General features: G+C 49.8%; 10 protein-coding genes, 1 tRNA gene and 2 pseudogenes. 4 read left to right on the forward strand and 9 right to left on the reverse strand.

Features of this window, described 5'->3' with window-relative positions; translation table 11 throughout:
- Positions 1-188: 188 nt before the first annotated feature.
- From A3SI_RS07530 to A3SI_RS20465, 7 genes are all read right to left on the reverse strand, one after another.
- Positions 189-2,429 (reverse strand): NADP-dependent isocitrate dehydrogenase, encoded by a 2,241-nt coding sequence (locus tag A3SI_RS07530; protein ID WP_009054837.1) that lies wholly within the window; start codon positions 2,427-2,429, stop codon positions 189-191.
- Positions 2,430-2,635: 206 nt separating this feature from the next.
- Complete coding sequence (locus A3SI_RS07535) at positions 2,636-3,382, reverse strand: amidohydrolase (RefSeq protein WP_009054840.1); 747 nt, start codon at positions 3,380-3,382, stop codon at positions 2,636-2,638.
- Positions 3,383-3,385: 3 nt separating this feature from the next.
- Entirely contained in the window at positions 3,386-3,940 is a 555-nt protein-coding gene (def, locus tag A3SI_RS07540) for a peptide deformylase (RefSeq protein ID WP_009054842.1), read from the reverse strand.
- Positions 3,937-4,350, reverse strand: coding sequence for a Holliday junction resolvase RuvX (gene ruvX, locus A3SI_RS07545; protein WP_009054844.1), 414 nt, complete (start codon positions 4,348-4,350; stop codon positions 3,937-3,939). Before ruvX ends, def begins: the two co-directional genes overlap by 4 nt.
- Before the next feature lies 1 nt (position 4,351).
- Positions 4,352-4,600 (reverse strand): hemerythrin domain-containing protein, encoded by a 249-nt coding sequence (locus tag A3SI_RS20455; protein WP_238531653.1) that lies wholly within the window; start codon positions 4,598-4,600, stop codon positions 4,352-4,354.
- A complete protein-coding gene (locus A3SI_RS20460; RefSeq protein WP_238531654.1) occupies positions 4,597-4,869 on the reverse strand; it encodes a hypothetical protein in 273 nt (90 codons plus the stop codon). The genes A3SI_RS20455 and A3SI_RS20460 overlap by 4 nt, the downstream gene beginning before the upstream one ends.
- A gap of 85 nt (positions 4,870-4,954) precedes the next feature.
- A complete protein-coding gene (locus A3SI_RS20465) occupies positions 4,955-5,107 on the reverse strand; it encodes a hypothetical protein (protein WP_009054846.1) in 153 nt (50 codons plus the stop codon).
- Positions 5,108-5,248: 141 nt separating this feature from the next.
- Between A3SI_RS20465 and A3SI_RS07555 the strand changes: the two are divergent.
- Both A3SI_RS07555 and A3SI_RS07560 read left to right on the forward strand, forming a co-directional pair.
- Positions 5,249-6,903, forward strand: a pseudogene (locus A3SI_RS07555) (S41 family peptidase).
- A gap of 179 nt (positions 6,904-7,082) precedes the next feature.
- Positions 7,083-7,490 (forward strand): VOC family protein, encoded by a 408-nt coding sequence (locus tag A3SI_RS07560; RefSeq protein WP_156810217.1) that lies wholly within the window; start codon positions 7,083-7,085, stop codon positions 7,488-7,490.
- 108 nt (positions 7,491-7,598) lie between these two features.
- Here the strand turns inward: A3SI_RS07560 and A3SI_RS07565 are convergent, their stop codons facing one another.
- The gene (locus A3SI_RS07565; protein ID WP_009054850.1) at positions 7,599-7,820 is read right to left on the reverse strand and encodes a hypothetical protein; all 222 of its coding nucleotides are present in this window, start codon (positions 7,818-7,820) and stop codon (positions 7,599-7,601) included.
- Positions 7,821-8,076: 256 nt separating this feature from the next.
- Positions 8,077-10,036, reverse strand: a pseudogene (locus A3SI_RS07570) (M1 family metallopeptidase).
- A gap of 172 nt (positions 10,037-10,208) precedes the next feature.
- Here A3SI_RS07570 and A3SI_RS07575 point away from each other — a divergent pair.
- On the forward strand, positions 10,209-11,795 hold the full coding sequence (locus A3SI_RS07575) for a TonB-dependent receptor plug domain-containing protein (protein WP_394330363.1): 1,587 nt from the start codon (positions 10,209-10,211) through the stop codon (positions 11,793-11,795).
- 449 nt (positions 11,796-12,244) lie between these two features.
- Positions 12,245-12,319 (forward strand) — tRNA-Val (locus tag A3SI_RS07580).
- Positions 12,320-12,428: the final 109 nt, after the last annotated feature.

The raw sequence follows: 12,428 nt of genomic DNA on the forward strand, positions 1-12,428 counted from the left end.
AAAAAATCCCTTATTTGTTTTTAAAATTACCACTTATTCGCCGTACTCCCAACAGATTCTATCATAATATGCAGCTGCTTAGCTAAAAAATCGCTCGTAAACGATTGCAGATTCACTGCTTTTTCTCCCCGCATGTCGGCTAAAAGTAAAAAAGACCATGCAAGGCGAACTCGCATGGTCTCACGGCATTAATTTTCTTCAGCGATCCGCGCCAGTAAGGCATTCCATGTCGCACATGGACGCATTACCGCCTCGGCCTTCGCAGGGTCAGGTCGGTAGTAGCCACCGATGTCGACACCCTCTCCCTGAACCTCGCTAAGCTCAGTGATAATCTGGGCTTCTAAGCGATCGAACTCGGCTAAAACTGGGGTGAATTTGGCACGAAGTGCCTCATCTTCCTGCTGCTCTGCCAGCGCCTCCGCCCAGTAGTAGGCCAGATAAAAATGTGTGCCTCTATTATCCAGCTCCTTCACCTTACGAGAAGGAGATTTATTCTCCTGTAGATACTTGGCATTCGCCACATCCAGCGCCTTTCCTAAGGTAATCGCACGCTTATTTTCGAACACCTGCCCTAAATGCTCTAAGGAAACGGCTAGGGCCAAAAATTCCCCTAAAGAATCCCAGCGCAAGTGGTTTTCATACAGCAACTGCTCCACATGCTTCGGAGCAGAGCCGCCTGCTCCCGTTTCGAAAAGCCCACCACCATTCATTAACGGAACGATGGAAAGCATTTTGGCACTGGTGCCCACCTCTAAAATCGGGAATAAATCCGTCAGGTAGTCACGCAGCACATTTCCTGTCACCGAAATCGTGTCTTTGCCCTCACGGATGCGCGCTAAAGAAAACTTCGTCGCCTCCGTAGGTGCTAGGATATGCAGCTCGAGGCCGGCTGTGTCGTGCTCCTTCAGGTAAGCTTCCACCTTAGCGATCAGCTCACGATCATGCGCCCGATCCTTATCTAACCAGAAAACGGCTGGATCACCCGTAGCACGCGCGCGGTTAACGGCTAATTTCACCCAGTCGCGAATCGCTGCATCCTTCGTCTGGCACATTCTCCAGATATCTCCTTCACTCACCTCATGAGCGAAAAGCACCTCTCCCGCAGCGTCGATCACGCGAACCGTACCTGAAGCAGGCAGCTTAAACGTCTTGTCATGGGAACCGTACTCTTCCGCCTTTTGGGCCATCAGCCCCACATTCGATACCGAACCCATCGTCGCTGGATCGAAGGCGCCATGCAGCTTACAGTCATCGATCGTGGCCTGATACACCCCCGCATAGGAGCGATCAGGAATAATCGCCACCGTATCCTGAAGCGCATCATTCTTATTCCACATCTGTCCCGAGCTACGGATCATCGCCGGCATAGAAGCATCGATAATCACATCATTCGGCACATGCAGATTCGTAATGCCTTTATCTGAGTTCACCATCGCCAGGTCTGGGCCTTCGGCCAATGCCTCCGCAATCGCCTCCTCTACCTGCTGCTGCACCGCCTCATCTAACTTATGGAGCTTAGCGAGTACATCCCCGAAACCGTTACTGGCGTCCACACCTACAGCAGCTAATTCTTTTCCGAAACGCTCGAAAACCGGGGCGAAGAAAACCTCCACCGCATGTCCGAAAATAAGCGGATCAGAGACCTTCATCATGGTGGCCTTCATGTGTAAAGAAAACAGTATCCCCTGTTCCTTCGCCGCCGCTTTCTGCTCGGCGAGAAACTGACGGAGCGCTGCCACCTGCATAAACGAGGCATCGATCACCTCCCCTGCCTGCAGCTTCAGGCCTTCCTTCAACACATGCTTTTGGCCATCGGCCGTGGTCAACTCGATGCGCACCTCGGTAGCCTCACTTAGCGTACGAGACTGCTCGCTACCATAAAAGTCGCCTGCCGGCATGCTCGCCACATGACTCTTAGAGTCTGCAGACCACTTGCCCATGCGGTGTGGATTATTTTTGGCGTATTGCTTGACAGCAAAAGGCGCTCGGCGGTCCGAATTCCCCTCGCGAAGTACAGGGTTTACTGCACTACCCTTCACCTTATCGTAGCTGGCTTTAATCTGCTCTTCTTCCTCATTTTTCGGGAAATCCGGATAATCTGGAAGGGCATATCCCTGCTGCTGAAGCTCTGTGATGGCCGCTTTCAGCTGCGGAAGAGACGCACTGATATTTGGTAATTTTACGATATTCGCCTCAGGGGTTTTGGCCACCTCGCCGAGCTCAGCCAGATAATCCGGCACACGCTGCTCGGGTGTCAGGCGATCCGGAAACTGCGCCAGAATTCTTCCCGATAAAGAAATATCGCGGGTCTCCACTGAGATTCCTGCCGCATCGGTGAAGGCTTTCACTACCGGCAAAAACGAATACGTCGCCAATGCAGGTGCTTCATCTGTTAATGTGTACAGGATTTTTGCGGTTTTTTTGGTCATTACACTAGTGTTATGGGGTGGTTTCACGCACGAAACAGCCCTGCTCCGTGCTGATTAAACTCGTATTAAATGCCTTAAAATTGCGCTAAGTTAGCTAAAATTCTTGAATTATGCCCCCTACGTGGACTTCCCCAGCTGAAATGCATCTGCATCCTGCCAGGCCGGAAATTTCTTCCGAAAGCGGTATAATGGCGCCCGCTCCAGCGTCACCCAGCCAGCCCGGGCCTCTCGCCTAAAAAAAGTAGCGCCTCGCCCTTAAAATCATAGGCCGCCGAATGCCCCTGATAGGGCACCTGATTGCCATCTTCTCCCACCCGATTCACACCGAGCGTATAGGCTAAATTTTCGATAGCACGCGCCTGAAGTAACACATCCCAGGCGGAGGTGCGTGCCTGAGGCCAGTTCGCCACATACAGGGCCACGTCATAGTCCAGACACTCCCCGCGCACACGATTTCGAGACCACACAGGGAAGCGCAGGTCGTAACAAATTTGCGGCAGCAGCCGCCAGCCCCTCAGCGTAAACACCGGACGCTCCTCTCCGGGACTGTAGGAGGCATCCTCCCCCGCCATACGAAAAAGATGCCGCTTATCGTAATGCCGAATTTCCCCTTGGGGCGTGGCCCAAAGTAGGCGATTTACATATTTCAACCCTGCTTTAACCACAATACTGCCCGTTACGACCGCATCAAACTGCGCCGCCAGCATCAGCAGCCAGCGTGAGGTAGGCCCCCCAGGAACCTCCGCCACCTCAGCAGCATCCATCGTGAAGCCTGTGGTAAACATCTCCGGAAGTACGATTAAATCCGCTTCAGCTGCATTCGCCTGCCAAAGCTGCTCCTCTAGACGGGCACGATTCGATTCCGGTGCCTTCCAGTAAAGGTCAGCCTGAACCAGCAGCACCCGCAGCTCTGGAGCACTCACAGTATCCGTGGTATGGCCCTGTCCCTCCATGCTTTAGCGCGTCGGGTACACCATGCGGTAATCGGTCGGCACCTTGCCCTTACTCACCTCGATCAGGCGGCTCTGGATCATGCGCTTTTTCAAGCCCTTTAAGTAATCCACGAAAAGGATGCCCTCTAAGTGATCATACTCATGCTGTATCACCCGCGCCGTCATGCCTGAAAATTCCTCCTCCACCAAGTTCCAGTTTTCATCGTAGTACTCCAGCGTCAACTTTTCCGGGCGGATAATCTCAGCGCGCACCTCGGGAATGCTCAGACAGCCTTCCTCGAAGCCGAAGGCATCTCCGTACTCATCCAGCAAAATCGGGTTAATAAACGCCCGGCGAATGCCTTTCTCCTCATCGCCCTCATCCAGCATCAGCGTGCTGTCGATCACAAAAAGTCGGATCCCCTTATTAATCTGCGGAGCCGCCAGTCCCACACCATGGGCATGATCCATCGTTTTATACATGTCTGCGATAAGGGCCTGAATGTCCTCCCCCTCAGGGATTTCCTCTGCCTCTCGCTTTAAAATCGGATTGCCGTAGGCGACGATTGGATATATCATATAGACGCTAAATAGCTTTGTAAAATAATAGTTGCACTGATCTTATCGAGATTACCAGTCTTTTCCTTCCGGTCTCGCTTCTTAGACCCCATCGCCAGCATGGACTGCATGGCCATCTTAGAGGTAAACCGCTCGTCCACCAGCTTCACCGGAATCACTGGGAACTTTTTTTCTAAAGTCCCCTTCAGCTGCAGCACCCGAGGCGTCATCTCATTTGCCTCGCCCTGAAGGTTACGGGGCAGGCCCAAAATAAAGGCCTCCACCGGCTCACGAGCCACATACTGCTCGAGATACACCAGCAACTGATGCGTCGGGACCATCTCCAGAGGGTTAGCGATGAGTTTTAACGGGTCTGTAACAGCCAGCCCCGTGCGTTTAGTTCCCAGGTCTATAGCCAGCAGCCTTCCCATATCAGTTTGCCTTAATTTTAAGCGTTAAAATACGCTCCACTTCCTTTTCTAAAGCCGCCGCCTTCGGGAAAAGAAGCTCGTCTTCTATTTTCGCATGCACCTGAAGCTTGCGCTCGAAGGCCTGTAGCTCTTCATAAAGGACGCGTACCGCAAAGGGCACTTCCGCATCCAGTGCATAGCCCCGGGTAAGGGCACGAATCCCCTGCATCTCATCGTCATGCTGATCATGCACATCTAAATGGGTGCTCACCCTACACTTCGCCCACACCTGCAGCGCACGATGGAGTGGCAGCTGCCTTTTTCCAGCAGACTCAGGTAGCTGATCTTCAGAAATATACCTTCTTCTTCCTCCTTTAAGTGATGTACGAAATCATCTACAAAAAGCGGAAACAGCGTACTTAAATCGAGTAAAATAGATTGGTATTTCCCCGCATCGGCTATTCCTTCGATCATCTGGCTGAGGAAAGGAAGGTCCTGCCGGACAAATTGCCGATGCCGCGCCGTCAGGTATTCTACCAAAACTTCTATCGGATGCAGATAAAGCTCCTCGAAGGCAGGCTCCCGGCGATCCTGCGCCCACTGCTCTAAGGTATGCGTCAGCTGCTCAGGTGATAAGGCGAAAAGAATGGCATACCTGCTGAAAAGTATGCTCCTCGTAGCGAAAAAAGTCTATACCAAAGTGATGCAGCACGGCCGCCATCAGGCGCTCTTCGCTCACAAGCTCGCGGATCGTGGTGGTAGGGTGGGGTCGCATCATGGTACAAATTTAAAAATATTTAGCCACCGAAGACAGGGAAACTCATCTAAATTGATTTTTTTACGTTTATCAAAACGAAATAGCAATTCCACCTGTTAAGTGTTATATTTGTTCTACATGATTTTCTAAAAAAGTTCAAGCGTGAGTACTAGTAAAAATAGCAACCATATCATTCGGCTTCCGCTCTTCATCGGATTGGGGATAGCTGCGGGCATTTGGATAGGCGCTACCTTCCATGAGCCTGAAAAATCAGAGAAAAATGACCTGAGAGCGGCCATTTATAAGTTACAAGAAATCATCACCTACATCAATAGAGATTATGTAGACAGTGTGAATACAAACGAGCTGGTCGAGTATGGTATCGAAAAGATGCTCGAAAAGCTCGACCCGCACTCCAACTATATCCCTGCACGTGATGCTAGTTTGGCGAAATCACAGCTGGATGGGGAGTTCGATGGCATCGGCGTGGAATTTGGCATTTTACGCGATACCATTTATGTAGTGGCGCCACTTACAGGGGGGCCCTCTGAAAAGTTAGGCATCCAGTCTGGTGACCAAATCATCAAGGTGGACGATAAAACTGTGGCTGGAACAGGCATCACGAATCGGGATGTTTTCGACCTTTTGCGCGGACCACGCGGCAGTGAAGTACAAATCGAAATCAAACGTAAAAATCAGGCAGACCTCATGCCCTTTACGATCAAAAGGGATAAAATTCCTCAGTACAGCATCAATGCCAAGTATATGGTGGACGACGAGGTGGGCTATATTAAGGTAACGCGTTTGCTGCCACCACCTACGATGAATTTAAGGAAGCCGTAAAGATGCTGAAGGAACAAGGCATGCAAAAGCTCATCTTAGACCTGCAGGGAAATCCCGGAGGCTATATGGGAGCCGCCATTAACATCGCAGATGAGATTCTAAGCGATAATGTGGTCATCGTGTCTCAAAAAGGAAAAACTACTCGCTTTAACCAAAAAGCCTACGCAGTAAAACCAGGGCTTTTCGAAGATGGTAGCGTCATCGTTCTTATCAATGAAGGCTCTGCTTCCGCCTCAGAAATCGTGGCGGGTGCCATTCAAGATAATGATAGAGGGCTTATCGTGGGCAGAAGATCCTTCGGGAAAGGACTCGTGCAGATGCCGATAGACCTTTCCGATGGAGCAGAACTTCGCCTGACCATCGCACGCTATTATACCCCTTCCGGGCGCTCTATTCAGAAGCCTTACGGGGAGGATAAAGACTATAGCATGGACTGGCTCGATCGCTACGAGCATGGAGAATTTTTCAGCGCGGACAGCATCAAGTTTAACGATAGCCTCAAATACGAAACACGCTCCGGCCGCATCGTTTACGGCGGTGGCGGGATCATGCCGGATTTCTTCGTGCCTTTCGATACCACCATGGCCAGCGCTTACGTGAATCGTTTATTCAACTCTGACTCAGCCCGAGAATTTATCTTGGATTATCTGGAAAAGAATAAGAGCAAATTCAAAGACATGCCTTTCCAAGACTATTATGCCAAGTTCGAGGTGTCCGATGCGATGCTGGAAGAAGTGGTGAAAGTAGGTGAGCGCAACAAGGTGAAATTTGACGAAAAGGATTTTAACCGCTCAAAAGACTACCTGAAAATTCTGCTAAAAGCGCACATGAGCCGGAATATCTACGATGAAAATGCATTCTACAAGGTCATTAACGATATAAACGAAGTGTACCAGCAAGCCCTGAACCTCTTCGGAGAAGCCGACAGGGTGGCCGCTCGTAAACCCGGCGACCTCGACTCGAAAAGTGAGTAAGTCCTCCTAATTTCAAAAAAGCAGCTTGGTAAACAAGCTGCTTTTTTGTTTTGTACTTCTTATAGTTCTAAAAAAAACATTGCATAAACGTCTAATTTTTGGTTTCTTGAGTCATGAAAATCTTTATCCCGCTGCTTTTCGCCTTACTTATTACCTCCCTTACCCAGGCTCAAACGCAAATGAACACAACAACTCCTCGGGCTGCTGCCCAAATCGACCACATCGCCATTTTAGTGGAAAACCTACCAGAAAGCTTAAGCTTTTACCAAAAAGTCTTTGGATTTCCGCGACTGGAAGACCCCTTCCGTGACGAAGTACACGCATGGCTAGGAATCGGCCATGGGCTCTCTTTACATTTGATAGAAGACACCTGGACCTCCCCCACCATCGATAAGAACAACCACCTCTGCTTTGCTGTCAGCGACCTGCAGGGCTTTATAGATAACTTAAACAGGTTGGAAATTGGATACGAAGATTGGCCAGGGGCCAAAAAAAGCGTCACCACACGTCCAGACGGCATCCAGCAGATCTACTTGCAGGACCCAAATGGCTACTGGATAGAAGTAAATGATTCACTACGTCCCTGATGCAAGCACTCCCTTAGGACCAAAAAAAAGAGCGCTACAGCAAGCGCTCTTTTTAATTTTCATACTACCATGTAGTCAGTAGGAAAGGGAATGCCTTCGCCAGCTCTATTATAAAGCTGCCTCGTCTTCCATGCCTTCTTCAGCCTCTTCTAGGACCTCTTCGCCCTCTTCCATCAGCTCTTCCATGCTCTCTTCAGCATCTTCCATCATTTCTTCCATTTGATCTTCTGCATCTTCTGCCTCTTTTTCTTCGCATGAGGTGAAACCGATGGCGAAGAAGAAAGCGAATGCAAGTGTCAGGGCGGATAATGACTTTAATTTCGTAAACATAGTTTGGTCGTTTATATTGTTATGAATAGACAGTACATAAGGGCTAAAAACCGCTTATTGTATCGCAAAGATACATGCCATTTCTTTACCCTACTAATTTTCGACCAAAATTCCTCACTGTCAGCCGATTGCCCCACAAAAGAAAAGAGCAGTATTTCAAGCGAAAATCGCCTAAATACTGCTCCTAAGAAGCCCTAAGGGGTTTACTTGTAAGGGAAACCTTATTGACTAAACACAGTTTCTTTTCCCACAGGTACTACTCTTCGTAGATAGCGTTCGGCCAGCGGTCATTCGCCACATTAATATCTGCCATCACTTTATCAGGATCGATTTCTACTGCGACTACCTTTTTATCTGTCTTCAGTAAATGATTCCATGTGTTTCCTTGATACCAAATCTCCACCGGCAGCGAGCGTCTTTCTTTCGTACCATCTTCATAAGTCACCTCGAAATTCACCGGCATTGGCAGGTCTCCTCTATTCGAGAATACGACCACATAATTATTCATGTAAGGATACACCCCATCGATGCGAGATCGATGTTATCGTTACTGTAAAACCACCCTTTCCAGAAGTAGTCTAAATTCTCGCCTACTACATGCTCGAAATGATTAAAGAAATCAGCAGGCTGCGGATGCTTGTAGGCCCAGGTCTTGATATACGAACGGAAAGCATTATCGAAGCGCTCATGCCCGATCACGTACTCTCGAAGCATCATCAAGCCCATCGCAGGTTTCATATAGGCCACCATCCCTAAGTTATTCGACTGCGTACGATCGGGATGCGTCGCTGTAGGTTCACGGTTTTCATTCGTTAACCAGTTCGCATAACGTCGTGTCTGAATCAAGTTATTCGTGTACTCGCCATCATTAAAGGCCAAGTACGAATAATAGTTGATAAAAGTGTTAAAACCCTCATCCATCCAGGCATGTCGTCTCTCGTCCGTCCCGACGATCATCGGAAACCAGTTGTGCCCAAATTCATGGTCAGTAACTCCCCAGAGGCTTTCGCCTTTAGAGCGGTAGCTGCAGAAACTCAGGCCCGGATACTCCATTCCACCTACATTTGCCGCCACATTCACGGCCACTGGGTATGGGTATTCGTACCACATCTCAGAATAATGCTCCACGGAAGCCTTCCCATACTCAGTAGAACGTCCCCAAGCCTCGTAGCCATCCGACTCTTTCGGATAGACGGACTGCAGCATGGCTTTTTTGCCGCTAGGCAAATTAATCCGCGCGGCATCCCAAATAAAGGCTTTCGATGAAGCAAAAGCGATATCTCGGCTATTCTCCATCTTAAAGTGCCAGGTGAGGGTGCCTTCCTGCTTGGGACGAAGCAGGGCATTATCGCCTACTTCCTCGGGTTTGATCAGGTAAACACGCTCATCGCTCTTAGCGGCCTCCTCCATACGATCTAAAAGGGTCTTGCTTAGGACCTGACGTGGGTTTTGGAGCTCTCCAGAAGCGACTACGATATGGTCATAAGGCACTGTGATTTTATAATCAAAATCTCCGTAACCCAGGTAAAACTCGCCCGCTCCTAAGTAGGGTCTACATTCCAGCCACGGACATCATCGAAGACCGCCACCTTCGGATACCACTGCGCCAAGGCATAGATAACACCGTCTTTCAGCTTTACACGTCCCATTCGGTCCATGCCTTTTTCAGGAACTTTAAAGGAAAAGTCCATGCTCACGGTAGCCTTGCCACCATTCGCGGGAATCGGCTCTGCAAAAAAGACCTGCATACGCGTATCCGAAATCAGATACTTGTTGGAAACCGGCTTGTTACGTCCGAGCACCTGTGCCCGCACATTTTCGATGGTATTTCCACCATTTACATCTCCGCTGTAGCGATTTCCCTGAATCGGAGTGATCAGCGTACCGCGAGAATCCTCCATAAAGCGGTTTTGCTCGAGGTAGAGCCACAGGAAGTCCAGTGACTCCGGACTATTATTGGTATAGGTTATGGTCACCTTACCCGAGACAGTGTGCTCCTCCTCATCTAAGGTCACATCGAGCACATAATCCGCCCCGTTTTGCCAGTACATAGGCCCTGGTTTACCGGAAGCCGTGCGGTAGGCTGTGCCTTGGCGGTAGCCAAATTCCGTGAAGGCAGCGTCCTTATTTCCTCGTACCTCAAACTGCGCCTGTGCCACCGTAGCGAACAAGCAGCCGAAGAGTAAAAGAAAAATTTTACTTTTTAGTCGAATCATAGTGTTTATTTGGAACTGTAAGTTAATGCGCTAAAATACAGAAACAAGAAAGAGAAAAAAACTTAAATACCATAAAAAAATAAAATTGTACTACGCTGAAATTAAATACAATTTTTTATTAGAATGTAGACTAAATACCCCCTAATTTTGGCTACATCTTTGAAAGAATTCCATGAAAAAACCTTTACTTACGGGGCTTTGCTGCCTCTTATTTTCCGGAATCCTCCAGGCCCGCCACGAGCAGGATAGTGTGATCGTCCAGCTCGGCGAGGTCACCATTCAGGAAAACCGACTGGAAATCCCCTACAATAAAAGTTCTCGGAACGTCTCCGTGATCACCCGAAAGGCCATCGAAACGACTCCAGCCCGCAGCTTGCAGGAGGTCCTCTCCTTCACTCCTGGGGTAGATGTACGACAGCGGGGCGTCAGTGGGGTTCAGGCTAATATCGGCATTCGCGGGGGCTCCTTCGAACAGACACTCATGCTCTTAAACGGCATCAAGCTCACCGATCCACAGACAGGCCACCACATGATGAACATCCCCGTTCCCCTGATGGCTATCCAGCAAGTGGACGTCTTAAAAGGCCCCGGAAGCAGTATTTATGGCCAAAACGCCTTTGCGGGAGCTGTCAATATAATTACGCGCCTGCCTGAAGAAAAAAGCATTCAGGCGCAGCTCTTTGGGGGTGATTTCGGAATGCGGGGAGCAAATGCCGTCCTCTCTTTGCCGGTAGGCAAGTACAAACAAACCATCAGCTTCAGCCATGATGCCAGTAATGGTCACTGGCACAACTCGGACTTCGTGGTAAACAATCTCTTCTATGAAGGGGGAATCACCACGGGCGGCAAGCACGAATGGCGCACCATGCTCGGCTATACGGAGCGCGATTTCGGGGCCAATGGCTTCTACACAGATGCTTTCCCTGATCAGTGGGAGGCCGTTTCCACCTACTTGGCATCCCTAAGCCATACCTATCGCGACGGCGGCCTCTACCTGCAAACCCGCGCCTACTGGAGAAGAAATGACGATGAATTCCGCCTGCGACGCGAAGAACCGGAGTTTTTCACGAACTTCCACGTCAGCGATGTCTATGCCTTAGAGGTAAATGGCCGCTACACCAGCAGTCTCGGCAGCACGGGCTTCGGAGTAGAGGGGCGTAGCGAGCAGCTGAACAGCACCAACCTGGGAGAGCGCGAACGTTATTTTTTAGGGGTCTTCGGTGAGCACCGAGTCGAATTTCTTGACCGCTGGGATGCGCGTGCAGGTGTCTATGCGAATTTCTACGATGAGTTCGGGTGGAGAGCCTTTCCAGGTGCAGAAATCGGCTTCCAAGCCAGCGAAAGAGGCCGCTTTTATAGCAGCTACGGGGTAAGTTTCCGCATCCCCTCCTTCACGGAGCTCTACTACGTGGATCCCAGTAATAGCTCTAACCCAGACCTTTTGCCTGAGGAGGCCTATAACTTCGAAGTGGGCTACAAATATGTGGGAGAACGCCTGCGCGCGGAAGCCGTTTACTTCTTTCGCGATACCCGTAACTTGATCGACTACACGCGTGCCCCTGTGGCCCCTGGACAGGCACCGCAGCCTGGAGACCCGATAACGTCAGTGAAGTGCGCTTTAACGGCATCGAACTGGGACTGGCCTATGGTATCCGTGAAGCCATCGGAAACTTCCGCATCGACGAAATCTCATTTAGCTATAACTACATCGACGCAGACCTCAACCAGCGCCCTGAGCTGGAGTCACGCAATACGCTAACCTCCCTGCGCCATCAGGTCATCGGCGGGGTACAAACTTCCTATAAAAACTTCGTGGAGTTAAACGTGAAGGCACGCTACATCGAACGTTTCGCACTGGATCCCTACTTCCTCCTCGATGCACGTATGGACATCGGGCGCTTGCGCAAATGGGGCGGCTTCGCCGAAATCTCGAACATCACCAATACCGACTACATCGAAGCGGGCTTCGTCCAGATGCCCGGACGCTGGTTCCGAATGGGGCTTACCTTAAATTTATTTGACCTGTAAGCCGGTGAACAGGAGCAGCTGGACATCCCACAGGCTCCTGCTCACTTTTTTATTTCTCATTATCAAGGCCTTATTTTCAATAGCGCAAAATATTTCACAGGGTAGTTTGCATTTTAACGCTTTAAACCTACCTTTGCATACCAATTAACGCAAGGCACATGGCCAAGCAACACACAGAATGGGATTTTAGCTCAGTTGGTTCAGAGCATCTGCCTTACAAGCAGAGGGTCGGGGGTTCGAATCCCTCAAATCCCACAAGAGATGTAGCTTTAGCTGCATCTTTTTTTTTGTGCCTATTTTTTTGCTTCGAGGGGCAAAGGTGAAAAAAGGCCCTCGAAAAAATCCGAGAGCCCTTTTTATGTAC

It is taken from the genome of Nitritalea halalkaliphila LW7 (assembly GCF_000265075.1).
Lineage (GTDB): Bacteria > Bacteroidota > Bacteroidia > Cytophagales > Cyclobacteriaceae > Nitritalea > Nitritalea halalkaliphila.